This is a genomic window from Ruegeria sp. AG1, assembly GCF_056541705.1.
This window is the reverse complement of sequence record NZ_JBQFYU010000002.1, coordinates 26,205-40,889: the sequence shown is the minus strand read 5'-3', so window position 1 is coordinate 40,889 and position 14,685 is coordinate 26,205. Positions and strand designations below refer to the sequence as shown.

Annotated in this window: 17 protein-coding genes; 7 read left to right on the top strand and 10 right to left on the bottom strand. The window is 59.1% G+C overall.

Annotated elements, in window-relative coordinates; genetic code table 11:
- Positions 1-28: 28 nt before the first annotated feature.
- The 3 genes from mazG (at position 29) to ACR0B5_RS02605 (ending at position 2,322) form a co-directional block, all read left to right on the top strand.
- Positions 29-874: a nucleoside triphosphate pyrophosphohydrolase gene (mazG, locus tag ACR0B5_RS02615; protein ID WP_480538225.1), complete on the top strand. Its 846-nt coding sequence runs from the start codon at positions 29-31 to the stop codon at positions 872-874.
- 63 nt (positions 875-937) lie between these two features.
- Entirely contained in the window at positions 938-1,876 is a 939-nt protein-coding gene (locus tag ACR0B5_RS02610) for a nucleoside hydrolase (protein WP_480538223.1), read from the top strand.
- Complete coding sequence (locus ACR0B5_RS02605; protein ID WP_480538221.1) at positions 1,873-2,322, top strand: N-acetyltransferase family protein; 450 nt, start codon at positions 1,873-1,875, stop codon at positions 2,320-2,322. Before ACR0B5_RS02610 ends, ACR0B5_RS02605 begins: the two co-directional genes overlap by 4 nt.
- On the opposite strand, the gene ACR0B5_RS02600 is transcribed toward ACR0B5_RS02605, so the two are convergent.
- The 5 genes from ACR0B5_RS02600 to ACR0B5_RS02580 all read right to left on the bottom strand — a co-directional run bounded on the left by ACR0B5_RS02600 (position 2,319) and on the right by ACR0B5_RS02580 (position 6,350).
- A complete protein-coding gene (locus tag ACR0B5_RS02600; RefSeq protein WP_480538219.1) occupies positions 2,319-2,489 on the bottom strand; it encodes a hypothetical protein in 171 nt (56 codons plus the stop codon). The genes ACR0B5_RS02605 and ACR0B5_RS02600 overlap by 4 nt on opposite strands.
- Positions 2,490-2,709: 220 nt before the next feature.
- Positions 2,710-3,987 carry a phosphopyruvate hydratase gene (gene eno / locus ACR0B5_RS02595; protein WP_480538217.1) on the bottom strand — a complete coding sequence of 426 codons (1,278 nt, stop codon included), beginning with the start codon at positions 3,985-3,987 and terminating at the stop codon, positions 2,710-2,712.
- Between the two features lie 136 nt (positions 3,988-4,123).
- Entirely contained in the window at positions 4,124-5,008 is an 885-nt protein-coding gene (locus ACR0B5_RS02590) for a DMT family transporter (RefSeq protein ID WP_480538215.1), read from the bottom strand.
- A 140-nt stretch (positions 5,009-5,148) separates the two neighbouring features.
- Positions 5,149-5,562 (bottom strand): Fur family transcriptional regulator, encoded by a 414-nt coding sequence (locus tag ACR0B5_RS02585; protein ID WP_170373928.1) that lies wholly within the window; start codon positions 5,560-5,562, stop codon positions 5,149-5,151.
- A gap of 83 nt (positions 5,563-5,645) precedes the next feature.
- On the bottom strand, positions 5,646-6,350 hold the full coding sequence (locus ACR0B5_RS02580; protein WP_480538213.1) for an endonuclease/exonuclease/phosphatase family protein: 705 nt from the start codon (positions 6,348-6,350) through the stop codon (positions 5,646-5,648).
- 157 nt (positions 6,351-6,507) lie between these two features.
- On the opposite strand from ACR0B5_RS02580, the gene ACR0B5_RS02575 reads away from it, so the two are divergent.
- The gene (locus ACR0B5_RS02575) at positions 6,508-7,425 is read left to right on the top strand and encodes an adenylate/guanylate cyclase domain-containing protein (RefSeq protein WP_170466490.1); all 918 of its coding nucleotides are present in this window, start codon (positions 6,508-6,510) and stop codon (positions 7,423-7,425) included.
- Here the strand turns inward: ACR0B5_RS02575 and ACR0B5_RS02570 are convergent.
- Positions 7,401-8,819: a protein adenylyltransferase SelO gene (locus ACR0B5_RS02570; RefSeq protein WP_480538211.1), complete on the bottom strand. Its 1,419-nt coding sequence runs from the start codon at positions 8,817-8,819 to the stop codon at positions 7,401-7,403. The two genes, ACR0B5_RS02575 and ACR0B5_RS02570, sit on opposite strands and share 25 nt — an antisense overlap.
- Before the next feature lie 87 nt (positions 8,820-8,906).
- Here ACR0B5_RS02570 and ACR0B5_RS02565 point away from each other — a divergent pair, with 87 nt between their 5' ends.
- On the top strand, positions 8,907-9,329 hold the full coding sequence (locus ACR0B5_RS02565) for a cupin domain-containing protein (RefSeq protein ID WP_480538209.1): 423 nt from the start codon (positions 8,907-8,909) through the stop codon (positions 9,327-9,329).
- A 91-nt stretch (positions 9,330-9,420) separates the two neighbouring features.
- On the opposite strand, the gene ACR0B5_RS02560 is transcribed toward ACR0B5_RS02565, so the two are convergent.
- The 3 genes from ACR0B5_RS02560 to ACR0B5_RS02550 all read right to left on the bottom strand — a co-directional run bounded on the left by ACR0B5_RS02560 (position 9,421) and on the right by ACR0B5_RS02550 (position 11,332).
- A complete protein-coding gene (locus tag ACR0B5_RS02560; RefSeq protein ID WP_480538207.1) occupies positions 9,421-9,882 on the bottom strand; it encodes a hypothetical protein in 462 nt (153 codons plus the stop codon).
- Between the two features lie 10 nt (positions 9,883-9,892).
- Positions 9,893-10,174 (bottom strand): hypothetical protein, encoded by a 282-nt coding sequence (locus ACR0B5_RS02555; RefSeq protein ID WP_480538205.1) that lies wholly within the window; start codon positions 10,172-10,174, stop codon positions 9,893-9,895.
- Between the two features lie 84 nt (positions 10,175-10,258).
- Positions 10,259-11,332, bottom strand: coding sequence for an anhydro-N-acetylmuramic acid kinase (locus ACR0B5_RS02550; RefSeq protein WP_480538726.1), 1,074 nt, complete (start codon positions 11,330-11,332; stop codon positions 10,259-10,261).
- Between the two features lie 293 nt (positions 11,333-11,625).
- Here ACR0B5_RS02550 and tyrS point away from each other — a divergent pair, with 293 nt between their 5' ends.
- Positions 11,626-12,876: a tyrosine--tRNA ligase gene (gene tyrS, locus ACR0B5_RS02545; RefSeq protein ID WP_480538203.1), complete on the top strand. Its 1,251-nt coding sequence runs from the start codon at positions 11,626-11,628 to the stop codon at positions 12,874-12,876.
- A 109-nt stretch (positions 12,877-12,985) separates the two neighbouring features.
- Positions 12,986-13,747 (top strand): DNA/RNA non-specific endonuclease, encoded by a 762-nt coding sequence (locus ACR0B5_RS02540; RefSeq protein ID WP_170664970.1) that lies wholly within the window; start codon positions 12,986-12,988, stop codon positions 13,745-13,747.
- A gap of 100 nt (positions 13,748-13,847) precedes the next feature.
- Here the strand turns inward: ACR0B5_RS02540 and ACR0B5_RS02535 are convergent, their stop codons facing one another.
- Positions 13,848-14,573, bottom strand: a complete 726-nt coding sequence (locus ACR0B5_RS02535) for a hypothetical protein (RefSeq protein ID WP_480538201.1) — start codon at positions 14,571-14,573, stop codon at positions 13,848-13,850.
- Positions 14,574-14,685 lie beyond the last annotated feature (112 nt).

The following is a 14,685-nucleotide window of genomic DNA, read 5'->3' as shown; positions in this document are numbered from 1 at the left end:
ATCTGACACCGGAACGAAAGGGTTCGCAATGGCTGAAAATCCTCTGATCCATGACAGTGATGCGGGTATCGAGCGCCTGCTGGAAATCATGCGCCTCTTGCGCGACCCGCAAAGCGGTTGTCCGTGGGACATCGAACAGGATTTCGCGACCATCGCCCCCTACACGATCGAGGAAGCCTATGAGGTCGCCGACGCCATCGAACGGCAGGCCTATGATGAGTTGAAGGGAGAGCTGGGCGACCTTCTCTTCCAATCTGTCTTTCACGCGCAAATGGCTGAGGAAGCCGGGCATTTCACCTTTCAGGACGTGGTCCGCACCATGTCGGACAAGATGGTCAGCCGGCACCCGCATGTGTTCGGCGACGAATCTCGTGAAAAGTCCGCCGACCAGCAAACCAAGGATTGGGAAGCCATCAAGGCTGCCGAACGCGCGGGCAAAGAACAGAAAGGTGCGTTGGATGGCGTGGCCGCCAACCTGCCCGCCCTTCTGCGCGCGCACAAGCTGCAGAAACGGGCAGCGCGGGTGGGATTCGACTGGCCCGATGCCAGCCATGTCCTCGCCAAGATCACCGAAGAAGCCGCCGAGTTGGAAGAAGCGCGCAACGCCAAGGATGCTGACGCGCTTGAAGACGAATTCGGCGATCTGCTGTTCGTGATGGTCAATCTCGGGCGCCATCTGGGGATCGAGCCCGAGGCTGCCCTGCGCCGCACTAACGCCAAGTTTACCCGCCGATTTGAGCAGGTTGAGGCTCGCCTGGCCGCGCGCGGCAAAACCCCCTCACAAAGCGATCTGGCCGAGATGGATGCGCTGTGGGATGAGGTGAAGACCGAGGAACATCGCGCCAATGGCAAACTCCCGCCAGTTGGGGCCTGAATCAGGTGGACAAGTCGCGTGACACTTGCGACTGTCCGACCTTCACGCCCCCCGGAGACTCCAATGCCCCGCAAGATCATCATCGACACCGACCCCGGTCAGGACGACGCCGTCGCAATTCTTCTAGCGCTCGCCAGCCCCGAAGAGATCGAGGTTCTGGGTATCACTGCCGTCGCCGGAAATGTGCCGCTTCAACTGACCGCCAAGAACGCGCGGATCGTCTGTGAACTGGCCGGTCACACCGAGGTGCCGGTCTATGCCGGATGCGACCGTCCGCTGAATCGCCCGCTGATCACGGCCGAGCATGTGCATGGCAAAACCGGGCTGGACGGTCCCGTTCTGCCGGACCCACAGATGCCTTTGGCCGAGGGTCATGCGGTTGACTTTATCATCGACACCCTGCGTGCTGAGGCAGCGGGGACAGTCACGCTCTGTCCGCTGGGGCCGCTGACGAACATCGCTACGGCTTTCCAGAAGGCCCCCGATATCGTCGACCGGGTGCAGGAAATCGTGCTGATGGGCGGTGCCTATTTCGAGGTTGGGAACATCACGCCAGCCGCAGAGTTCAACATCTATGTCGACCCGGAAGCTGCTGATATAGTGTTCAAATCTGGCGCTCATATTGTCGTAATGCCTCTTGATGTGACCCATGACGCTTTAGTTACACCGCATCGCAATGACGCATTCAGATCGCTGGACAGTAAGGTCGGTCATGCCGTCGCTGAAATGACCGATTTCTTCGAGCGCTTTGACAAGGAAAAGTACGGCTCGGAAGGCGCACCTTTGCACGATCCCTGCGTTACCGCCTATTTGATTCAGCCAGAACTGTTCTCGGGTCGCCACATTAATGTTGAGATCGAAACCAAATCAGAATTAACGCTGGGCATGACAGTCGCTGACTGGTGGCGTGTAACAGACCGAAAACCGAACGCTATGTTCATGGGCGACGTAGACGCCCAAGGATTCTTCACCCTCCTCACGGAAAGGCTGGCCCGCCTATGACCGCCGCTTTAAGACTGGCTCGCCCTGAAGATCTGGACCGCCTGATTGGGCTGGTTTCTGCGTTTCATGCCGAACAAGGGATCTCACAGGACGCCGACCAACGGCGCGAGGCGCTGATGCCTCTGCTTGAGGGCATCCCCCATGGCTGCATCTACCTGATCGGCCCAGGCCGCGCGCCTTTGGGCTATATCATCCTGACCTTCGGCTGGTCGGTTGAGTTTGGCGGCATGGATGGGTTCGTGGACGAAATCTACATCCGCCCCGCCGTTCGTGGACGGGGCATCGCGACCGAGGTCCTGCTGGAACTACCCAAGGCCCTGGCCGAGGCAGGGCTGACCGCCCTGCACCTTGAAGTCGATCGCACGCATGAGGCGACACAGAAACTATATCTGCGCACCGGCTTCAAACCACGCGAGCGCTATATGCTGATGAGCAAAGCGCTCTAGCGCGACTCGCCCCGGAAAACCACATTCGGGTTGTAGTTCATCTCCTGCACCGGATCGTCGGAGGAGACCTTTTGCCCTGTGATCGGATAGGTCCCGGGCCCTGCACAGGCCGCCAGAAATACAGTGCTGAGAACTGTCGCTACGAGAAGGAATTTCGAACCAGTCATGGTGTGCTCCTTTCTGTAATGACTTCAGTATAGAACACGAAACCGTGAGCGCTGTGTGATTAAGTTCACACATAACATCCGTTAACCCGCTAAATACTTGCAAATAAGGCGAATTCTCCTAGCGAGAGGAATTAACAGTCGCAGCCGTCCTTTTGCTATCAAAAAGGCCCTCTTTCCGGGGAAAGAGGGCCTCCAGCAGTGCTCAGAACAGGGTTTGAAATCACCGTTTCAGGATCGATGCTCCCGCGTATTCCGCAATTTCACCCAGAGATTCTTCAATACGGATCAGTTGGTTATACTTGGCCAACCGGTCCGAACGCGCCAGCGATCCGGTTTTGATCTGTCCGCAGTTGGTCGCCACGGCTAGGTCGGCGATGGTGGCATCTTCGGTCTCGCCCGAGCGGTGCGACATCACGTTGGTATAGCGCGCGCGGTGGGCCATATCGACGGCGCGTAGGGTCTCGGTCAGCGAGCCGATCTGGTTCACCTTGACCAGCATCGAGTTAGCGCAGCCGCGCTCGATCCCTTCGGCCAGACGTTCCGGGTTGGTAACGAAAAGGTCGTCGCCGACCAGCTGAACCTTGTCACCGATCGCGTCGGTCAGTGCTTTCCAGCCATCCCAGTCGTCTTCGGACATGCCGTCTTCGATCGAGATGATCGGATAGTCTTTGACCAAGGTCGCCAGATACTCGGCGTTTTCCTCTGAGGTCAGCGAGATATTCTCACCCGCCAGCACATATTTGCCGTCCTTGAAGTATTCGGTCGCGGCGCAATCCAGCGCGAGGTGAATTTCCTCACCCGGCTTGTAGCCCGCTTTTTCGACCGCCTGCAGGATGAAATCCAATGCCTCGCGCGTCGACGCGATGTTGGGGGCAAAGCCTCCTTCGTCCCCCACTCCGGTGGCCAGACCGGCAGCCGACAACTCACGCTTAAGCGTGTGGAACACCTCGGAGCCCATGCGGACCGCCTCGCGGATATTCGCGGCCGAGGTCGGCATGATCATGAATTCCTGAATGTCGATCGGGTTGTCGGCGTGCTCGCCCCCGTTGATGATGTTCATCATCGGAACCGGCAGGACGCGGGCCGAGGTACCACCGACATAGCGATACAAGGGTTGCGTGGTGAAATCCGCCGCCGCCTTGGCCGTCGCAAGCGAAACACCCAGAATAGCGTTTGCGCCCAGACGACCCTTGTTCTCGGTCCCGTCCAACTCGATCATCGCCTGGTCGATGGCGACCTGTTCGGTCGCGTCAAAGCCCACCAGTTCCTCAGCGATCTCACCGTTGACGGCAGCAACGGCCTCGAGCACGCCCTTGCCCATGTAACGCGCCGTGTCACCGTCGCGTTTTTCAACCGCCTCATAGGCGCCGGTGGAGGCACCCGAGGGCACAGCCGCGCGGCCCATTGTGCCGTCTTCCAGAATCACGTCGACCTCAACCGTCGGGTTGCCCCGGCTGTCCAGGATTTCGCGTGCGTGAATGTCGATGATGGTACTCATGAGGGCGGTCCCTGTGGCTGCATTCCGTTGCACGCGTCATAGCAGCACGGAACTAAAAGTAAACCATTTCCGTTATCGCTAACACGTACATTCCCGGCCCTTTAGGGCTAACAGCGTCATGTTTGCGCCAACAGGGCTACGCGGCGGCCAATGCCATTTCGCGCGCCAACTTGCGTTCGCGTAGAAAGGTATACAGGCCCGAGCCGATGATCAGGGACGCCCCGGCCAGTGTCATCAGGTCCGGACGTTCGCCAAAGACCAGGACACCCGCAAGGATCGAGAACAACAGCCGCGTGTAGCGAAACGGCGTGACGGCCGAGGCTTCGCCGACGCGCATTGCGATCACGATCGCATAGTAGCCCAGAACACCGAAAAAGGCCGCTCCAGCAAAAGGCCAGATCTCAGCGCTTTGCATGGCTTCCAGTGGATGGCCGCTCATGATCATCAAGGCTGCACCGCCGACAGCCAAAGCCAGATAGGCCTGTAACGACACCACCGCTGACGAGACCTTGCTGTCCAACCGCCGCGTAATCAGATCACGCGCCGCCACGCCGATCACCGCAGCCACCACATAGAGGGATTCCGGGCGGAACCCTTCAAGCCCGGGCCGGATGATCATCAGCACGCCGATAAAGCCAACGCCAATCGCGCTCCAGCGTCGCCAGCCGACCTGTTCACCCAGAAACAGCGCTGCCCCCATGGTGACCGCTAGTGGCATTGCCTGAAACACGGCCGCGACGGTCGAAAGGTCCACACGGGCCAGCGCCGTCACAAAGGCCACCGCAGCGACGGCCTCGGACATAGCGCGGATCATCGGCAAAAGCTGCCACGCCTCGGGCACAAAAATCCGTTTGCGGGTTGCGATGGCCATGACCAGAAATACGACAGAGCAGACCAGCCCCAGCATGACAAGAATCTGGCCAGGCATGATGGATGACGTCAGCTGCTTGATGAACACATCCTCAAGCGTGAAAGCCGCCATAGACGCAATGACCAGCAAAATGCCGTTGACGTTGTTCATGGGTCTGTCCGTAAAGAAATGGGCGGCACCAATTGCCGCCTTCTCGCTTCAGCAAAACCGTATGTATTGCGTTAAATCAAGACCTATCACATCGCGGGCGATGAATTGTCTTGTTGCCACCCATCGCGTTTGGTGATGGATCACTCAGGCTTGATGGGAACGCCATACAGCTCCAGCCGGTGCCCCTTCAGGCGATAGCCCAACTTTTCCGCGATCTTTTCCTGCAGGGCTTCGATCTCGGGGTCGACGAATTCGATCACTTCCCCCGATTGCATGTCGATCAGGTGATCATGGTGATCTCTCTCGGCATCTTCATAACGGGCGCGGCCATCGCCGAATTCCAGACGCTCCAGAATGCCAGCCTCTTCGAATAGTTTCACCGTGCGGTAGACCGTTGCGATCGAGATACCCGAATCCAAAGCGGACGCGCGGGCGTAGAGTTCTTCGACATCCGGGTGGTCCGCGCTCTCCTCGAGAACCTGCGCAATGGTGCGCCGCTGGCCGGTCATGCGAAGGCCCTTGGCTTCACAACGCGAAATGATCGTATCCGGCATGATGCCCCTCAGAAACTACCCGGGTGTCTGTCTTAGTATGTCCGCACGCGCCGCGCCACAAGAATTCGACATGCCTGCGCAGATCATCCTTCAAGGCGCAGATCGGCCCAGATAGGCAAATGGTCCGAGGCGATATGGGCCGGGCGATCCTCGTGCACGCCATGCGCATGCACCTCGACCCCCTGCCCCAGGGCAATCCGGTCCAAAGCGCCCAAGGGCTGGGCGGCGGGAAAGCTGGGTATCGGAGGCAGAAACCGCATCTCGGGCACGAGGTTGTCCAACACCGGTGAGCGCGACCATTCGTTGAAATCCCCGGCCCAGACCGTCGGCATATCCTCCAGATCCGCGCCGAACTGGCGGATGTGAGTGATCTGCCGGCGACGCGAAGCGGACAGCAACCCAAGATGCATGCCCATCACCCGAAGCGGCCCAATGGGAGTATCGAACTCAACCCGCACCGCGCCGCGCGGCTCGAACCCCGGCAATTCGTGATGGCCGGTTTGACGGACCGAGATCGCATCGCCGCGCCAGATCACCGCATTTCCATGCCATCCCAAACTGCCTGCCCCGCCGAGATCGACGATCTGCCATCCGGCCTCATCCAACATGAACTGAGGCAGCGCTGCAGGCCGTGGCGGCAAGCGTTTGTCAGCCTCCTGCAACACGACGATATCGGCGCGCATTCCTTCGAGAACCTGAAGGATACGCTGTGGCTGACGCCGGAGATCAAGGCCGACACATTTCTGGATATTGTAGCTGGCAAGCCGGAGAACTGAGGGTATTTTCATGTCGCTTTTCAGGGTCAACGGCACCGATTTGGAACCTTTGGAATGCGCGCGGTGTTGCAATTCTCAGCGCGTTCCCTCAAAGGTTTATGAGCATTACATTAAATAAGTTTACACGAAATCAAGCGGGGTTAAACTGCCGCAAAAAGGAAACTCGCCCTTGGACGTTGAATCCACATTCGCCACGATGATCATTGCCGATATCGTGGGCAGTACGCCGCTCTACAAGGCGGTGGGCGATGACGAAGCCCAGCGCCTGATCCAGCTAGAGATCGATCGGCTGCGCTCGGTCCTGCAGGAGTTTGGCGGCATTCCGGTCGGGCAAAAGGGCGACGATGTTCTCAGCTATTTCGAGAACCCAAGTGCGGCCTACAATGCAGCCCTGAAACTGATTGAACCTTCGACACATACGCCGCTATCGGTTCATGTCGGCGTGCATTGCGGCCCCATCGTGATTGGGAAGCGCGGCATCTATGGCGAGGCCGTCAACGTGACCGCCCGCTTTGCAACCGCTGCCAATCCGGGCGAGGCCTGTTTCAGCCAGGGGATCGCTGTTTTGCTTCCTGCCGATCTTCGGCGCACGCTGACACCTTTGGGCCAGCTCAGCCTGAAAGGTCTGACCGAGCCTCAGACGGCCTATTCCCTGATCCACCCCGAATCCGACTCTATCTCGCAGACGCGCCTGCCACAGAGTTTTGGCCGCACCGAGGAGAACTGGCAGCCCCGCGAAGGTCTGACCCTGATCCTGCGCCATGAAGACCGAGTCTGGCGTTGTTTAGGCAATGGAGAGTTCAAGATCGGCCGTGCGCCTGACTGTGATGTGGTATTGCCGCAGCCCTGGATCTCGCGCCTTCATGCGGTCCTTGCCATGAAAGCAGGTAAGCTGATCCTTACAGATCGCAGCACCTCAGGGACCTACGTGAAATCGGAATCCGGACGCGAAATCCAACTGAAACGGGAATCGGTCATGCTGGCCGATAGCGGCCTGATCTCTCCAACTCTGCCCATCGACATGTCCGAAACCTGCCTTCAATTTGAGCTGCTGGGACGCAATCAGGTTCCGCAGAACGTGGCGTGAACCACCTCATTTGCACTGGGGGGCCGTGTCAGATCGACATCCTCGGGCTGATCCTCAAAGGGGCGTGACAACACATCGTTCAATCGATGGAACGGCGCATAGTCCCCCTTCACCGCAGCTTCGATCATCTGCTCAACGCGGTGGTTGCGCGGGATGAAGGCCGGGTTTGCCGCTGCCATAATCCCTTGTGGATCCGACTCGCGCGACTTGCGGGCCTGCCAACCCTCAGCCCAGCCATCAAACGCCTCGGGGTTCGTGAACTGATCCCGCGCGGTCTCTCCGCCCAGTGCCCGGAACGTGTTGGTGAAATCCGCCTGCTCTTCGGCCATGCGCTTCAACAGGTCGGTGATCAACTCAAGATCCACATCCTCTACGCGCGTTAAACCCAGCTTGGCACGGAAGCGGCTCAACCACTCCTGCTGCAACAAATCGGGCATGGCGTGTACGATCTCGGTCGCTTCTTCGACGCCGTCCTGAGGATCATCGTATTGTTGGATCAAGGCCGTCGCCAGTTGCGCAAGATTCCACACTGCGATTTCGGGCTGGTTAGAATAGGCATAACGCCCCATCCGGTCGATCGAACTGTAGACCGTATTCGGATGGTAGCTGTCCATGAAGGCGCAAGGACCATAGTCGATGGTCTCCCCCGCGATCGAGGAATTGTCCGTATTCATCACCCCGTGAATGAACCCAACGCTCATCCACGCCGCGATCAGCTTCGCCTGCGCATCGCGCACGGCCCGCAACAGACCCATTGGCCCTTCAGCTTCGGGGTAGTGGCGCTGGATGGTATAGTCGGTCAGTTGTTTCAAACTTTCGACCTGCCCGCGCCCGGCAAAGACCTGAAATGTGCCCACGCGCAAATGGCTCTGCGCCACACGGGTCAGAACCGCTCCAGGCATCGGCCCTTCGCGGTAAACGGCTTCACCCGTTTCAACAGCCGCCAGAGCGCGCGTGGTCGGAATGCCCAGCGCATGCATCGCTTCTGAGACAATGTATTCCCGCAACACCGGCCCCAGCCATGCCCGCCCGTCGCCTTGCCGCGAATAAGGCGTCCGGCCCGAGCCCTTTAGCTGAATGTCACGGCGTATCCCGTCTTCGCCCACAGTCTCACCCAGCAAAACTGCACGCCCATCCCCGAGCTGAGGATTATAAGTCCCGAACTGATGCCCCGAATACAGCTGCGCCAAAGGCTCTGCTCCGTCGGGTACCGTATTCCCTGCAAAAGCCTGCGCCATCTCGGTGACATCTCCAGGTGAGATGCGCAAAATCCGCGCCAACCCCTCGTTGAACGCAATCAACTGAGGCTCTTTCACAGGGACCGGAGACTGCCGCGTGTAAAAGGCATCCGGCAAACGGGCGTAGGAGTTATCAAAGGGGATCGTAAGGGTCATGGCGCAAACATATGACCTGACGCGATGATTGCCATAGCGGATCGCGCGAACCCATGCATAATCGCGTAAAAACCCAAAGGGCCAAACATGACCGCGCAAGAGATCATCGATCACCTGAACCTGCAAAAACACCCCGAAGGCGGCTGGTACCGCGAGACATGGCGCGCCCAAAACCAAGGCCGCGCCACGGGCACCTGCATCTATTTCCTGCTCGAGGCCGAGGAATCCAGTCACTGGCACCGCGTCGACGCGACCGAGATCTGGCTTTATCACGCAGGCGCCCCTCTGATCCTGTCGATCAGTGAAACCGACCAAGGCCCTGCCACCGACCACCTTCTCAGCCCAGACCTGTCCAAAGGCGCGCCGCAACTGATCGTTCCTGAAAATCACTGGCAAGCCGCCCGAACGACCGGAGACTATACTCTGGTCAGCTGCACCGTCTCTCCCGGTTTCGAATTCGAAGGTTTCGACCTCGCCGCCCCCGGCTTCGACATCCCTCGCAGCCGATAGCGCAAGGGATCCAAACTTCATCTGGCTAACAATACCTCGGGGGAGGTCGCGCAAAGCGCGGCGGGGGCAGAGCCCCCAACCCCGCACCCACCTATTTCTCGGCCCGGTTCTTCAAAAGCGCAGTCAACAAAGGCACCAGCAACGCTGGTAAAGAGCCCAACGGATTTGCGCCAATGCTCTTGACCGCCTGAACCACCTCACGTGCTTCAGTGGCCATCTCTTCCATCTCGTCTTCAACGTCCGCGATTGCCATGTCGCGTACCTCTACCGCTGGGGCGATTTCATCCTCGACACTGGTCCGCCGCGCAAACAGAACCAGTAGCGCCGCCAAAACCAGGTTCCCGGCCGCCAGAACCGCTGCTGCACCTGCGGAAGACATCAACGCGTCCAGTGCGAAAAAAATGGCAACATTCAGGGCAACCAGACCGGCCAGTGCAGCGATACCCGCCAGCACCATCAGGATCGTCTGCTGCTGCATCACCGCAAGACGACGACGCGCGATCAGGCGTTCCGTGCGATAGATCGTTACAAGATTTCTGCTAAACCTGCTCATCTCACCCTCTCTATCTACTGGCCCGACCGACCACATACCCAAGCGAGAACGCAATCAGCAGAACTGTAATCGGATAGTCCTTCTGCAAACGACCAAACTCGGCAACGACGTCCTCACCCATGGCCTCGGCCCCGGATAGATCAACGCCATGCTCCTTCAGCAACCGCCGAATCTCATCGCTCGTTTTGGTCGAGGCTTTTTCTTCGGTGCCCGCCTCAGCGCTCTCCTCCAATTTCGCGTTACGAGCACGCAACGCCTCGAGTTCGGCTTCCAGTTCCGCTTTTGTCGCCATGAAACAAGACCTTTGTTGAAACACGTTCACACAAGCGTTGCACATTTGTGTCCGCTTTTGAACCACTTGGTCCGAGTTCCCAGCTCAGCTGGCCTGATCCACCGAGACACGGCTGACAATGCCGCCGCCCACCAGGGCCTGTACGCCCGTCGTTCCGGGGCATGAAGTCGGCAGACCTCGCGCCACGCGGACCGCCAGATAGGCGAAGGCCTGTGCTTCCAACATATCGCCGTCCAGTCCTACGGCCTCGACCGGCTCAACCGGGCAATCCAACGAGACGCGCAGCATCTCCATCAGAACGGGGTTATGCCGCCCGCCGCCGGTCACCAGCACGCGCGCCGGAGATTTGGGACAATGCTGCATCCCCTGCGCCACACCTGCCGCACACATTGCGGTCAGGGTCGCGACCGCGTCCGCATCGCTCAACTCCTGCACCAGTCGTACCATCTCGGCGAAGTCGTTTCGATCCAGGGATTTGGGCGGCATGCGCGCAAAGAATGGTTCGGCCAAAAACAGCTCCAGCGCACCGGTTTCCACGGAGCCGCCGCGGGCTACTGCGCCATCGCGATCCATCGGTTGGCCCAGGCGAGCTTGCATCAGATCATCCACAGGCGCATTTGCCGGGCCGGTGTCAAAAGCAAGCAACGCCCCAGGCGCTTCGGGGCCATCAAAAGACGGGTCTACATAGGTCAGGTTGCCGACACCGCCGAGGTTCAGAAAACACAACGGCTTCTGCGCATCGATCCATTTGGCACAGGCGAAATGAAAAAACGGGGCCAGAGGCGCGCCTTCGCCCCCCAAAGCCACGTCATCACTGCGGAAGTCCCAGACAACCGGCAAACCGAGCGACTGTGCCAGCCCGACACCATCGCCCACCTGCAAGGTGCCGCGCCCTCGCGGCTCATGCGCAAGGGTCTGACCGTGAAAGCCGATCAAATCCACCTCTTCGAATTCCGACAGGGCCTCGGCATGGGCCACGGTCACCAACTCGCCCGCGACCTCCACATCTGGGCCTTGCCATTGCCCCAAGGCGGCCCGGATCACCGCACGTTCAGCCTCGGAATAGGCGCGATAGCCGGTTTCACCAAAGCTGAAGATCCGATGACCATCGGTTTCGACCACGGCCGCATCCACGCCATCCATTGACGTTCCGGACATCGCCCCAAGCGCACGGATCGGCCCTTGTTTGTTGTTGGACTGCCGCACGGCTGCCTCCTGCCTGTATCAGACGTTGCACCTGCCTTCTGAACAATCAGAGCGTGCAACGGCGCCAACCTGCCCCGCCTATGGCAGACAAGGCAAGCGCCTTGCGCCCAAGCTGCAAAGAATTCTGCCCCGAGCGCCATGTATGCGACGCTGGCCCGAGGTGTTTTTCAGCACAAAAGGCACCTTCCCCTTCCCTACGCCGCCGCCTATACAGTGCCCCGCAACAGTAACCCCGAGGGCACGATATGACCTACCACCCCAAATCGGATTTCATCGCCACGATGATCGAGCGCGGCTTTCTCGCCGACTGCACCGATTATCAGGGCCTTGACGACGCGCTGATCGACGGGGTGCAGACGGCTTATATCGGCTATGACGCCACTGCGCAGTCGCTGCATGTGGGCCACCTGATGAACATCATGGTGCTGCGTTGGCTGCAAAAGACCGGCCACAAGCCGATCACCCTAATGGGCGGCGGCACCACCAAGGTGGGCGACCCCTCGTTCCGCTCGGACGAACGCCCCCTGCTGGGCCCTGAACAGATCGACGCCAATATCGCAGGCATGAAGCAGGTATTCTCGAAATACCTGTCCTACGATGACAGCGAGACCGGCGCGCTGATGCTGAACAATGCCGAATGGCTGGACAGCCTGAACTACCTCGATTTCCTGCGCGATATCGGGCGGCATTTCTCGGTCAACCGAATGCTGTCCTTCGAGTCCGTGAAATCCCGGCTGGACCGCGAACAATCGCTGAGCTTCCTCGAATTCAACTACATGATCCTGCAGGCCTACGACTTCCTTGAGCTGAACCGTCGCTATGGCTGCGTTCTGCAAATGGGCGGCTCAGATCAGTGGGGTAATATCGTCAACGGCATCGACCTGACCCGCCGCGTATTGGATCAGGAAATCTACGGCCTGACGACGCCTCTGCTGACCACCAGCGACGGCCGCAAGATGGGCAAATCGCAGGGCGGTGCGATCTGGCTGAACGGCGATATGCTGTCGCCTTATGAGTTCTGGCAGTTCTGGCGCAACACGACCGACGCCGATGTAGGCCGCTTCCTGAAGATCTTCACCGAGCTTCCGGTCGATGAATGCGACCGCATGGGTGCGTTGCAGGGGTCCGAGATCAACGAGGCCAAAATCCGCCTCGCCAACGAAGTCACGACCCTTCTGCATGGGTGTGAGGCCGCAGCGACAGCCGAGGCCACCGCGCGTGAAGTGTTCGAAAAGGGCGGCGTGGGTGGAGACCTTCCGACCCTCACGCTCAGCGCGGATGAGCTGGGCGATGGCATGTCGATCGTGCAGTTGATCGTGAAATCCGGTCTGGCCAAGTCCGGGAAAGAGGCCAAGCGCCTGATCTCGGAAAACGGCGCCAAGCTGGACGATGCGCCGCTGACGGATGCAGGCTTGATGATTGACGCAGGCGCGCTTTCCTCTCCCATCAAGCTGAGCGCAGGCAAGAAACGCCACGCTCTGGTTCAGCTAGGCTGATCTTTCTCGTTTCCGGGCGCAAACACCTGCGCCCGGAGCGCCTTGTTTCGTCGAAGCCCAAATCTATGCTAAACTGCTGACTATTGAAGCGTTTTAGTATGATTTGAACATGGTAGTTGCGAACAAATTCACATCTTCCCGCCGCGCCGATGTTGTCTTTGAGGGCGAAAAATTCTCGACCGGCGCGGATGAGGTCACCTGCATCCTGACAACCGACAGCTTGAAGCAAAAGGGAAGCTCTCCGGCTACCGGCCATTGCGCGATTGTCGAACGGTTCAACTCGCGCTGGGATGTAAAAGACCTGATTGATCTGGCCGCGGTGCAAAAGGCCCTGTCCAGCAAGTCGACGCTCCAAAAGCTTGCCAAGGCAAATTCGGTCGACAAGATTTTGGAGCTTCTGGCGCTGACAGAAATTCAGATGCTGTCCGACTACTCGGAACTGCAGGCACAGACATACATCAAAGGCCATATCCTAAGCGAAAAACTTGGTGGTCCCGGCACTAATGTTAATCTGACGCCCATGTCTGCCAGCTCAAACTCGACCTACTACAGCGCCTTTGAATCCAAACTGATCAAGAGCTTGCAGGACTTCAGAAAAGAAGAGAAAGCCTCGGGCTATCGGGTCCGCGTCCGGTTTCATGCAAAGTGCAGCGGCGGCATGAAACCCTGGTGGAGCAGTGCGTCGAAGGAAACCTCGCGCATGTTGAGCAAGCTGCCGAGAACCCTGAAAGCAAGCTGGCGGGTCGACAGCTTTTTCAAAGACGGCAAACCTGGCGAGCGGATCGCAAAGTCGAAATTACCGGCATCGGCAGCAAAGAAGATGCCTAAAGCGACTGGCGCTAAACCGGTCACCTACCCGCTGGCGCTGTAAATTACCGAGATGGCGCTAGCTGTATCCGGAGTTTGATATGCTGGTGTAGGTCGCCGGATGTGGCGACCTACAAAAGGCTCAGGGGCTGCGTCACGATGGGCTACTTCTTGCCCTTTCCTCCGCCGTTCTTGCCGCCACCCTTACCGTCGCCGCCTTTGCCACCACCGCCTTTGCCGTCGCCGCTGCTTCCTCCATTTCCGGAGCCGCCGCCGCCGTTTCCGGAGCCGCCGCCCTGTCCATTGTTGCCGCCACCATTACCGGTGCCCGGCCCTGAACCTCCGTTATTTCCACCACCGTTTCCGGGGTTTCCACCATTTCCATTGCCGTTGCCGGGACCGCCGTTGTTGCCGCCATTGCCACCGTTACCGGGGCCGTCGCCGCCGTTACCCGGTCCATCGCCGCCGCCATCTCCGGGACCATCGCCCCCATCACCGGGGCCGTCATCGCCGCCTGGACCACCGTCACCTGCCGAACCTACTCCGCCACTGTTGCCCGGACCGCTAGAAGACCTGTCCTCGCCTTGGTTCGAAGCGGCCTGCACAGTCGCCGTGGGCAAATCGGTCAGCAAAGTTGCCAATCCCGGGCATTGCGCACCTGTAACGCTTAGAGTGATTTCGAAATCGGTCCGCCTCTGCAGACGCTCCAGAAAGCTGGGCGTAACCTGCGCGCAATCGCACAAACCTGCGTAGTCTCCGGCATTGGCGAGATCACGCGCTGTTTTCCAGTTGCAGGTTTCCGGCGCGGCTGCTGCGCTTCCGACCATGAACACCCCGACAAACGGCGCCATCGCAAGCGCGCCAAGTTTTTGCTTTGTACTCTTTAACATTTCAGCACCTCCTGACGAAAAAACACCCGACCGCGTCAGGTTGTTCATTCACGAGTTGGCGATCTTCCGTGAAGCCGATCTGAAAACTTTCTGAGGATTTCTTCAGAACCCA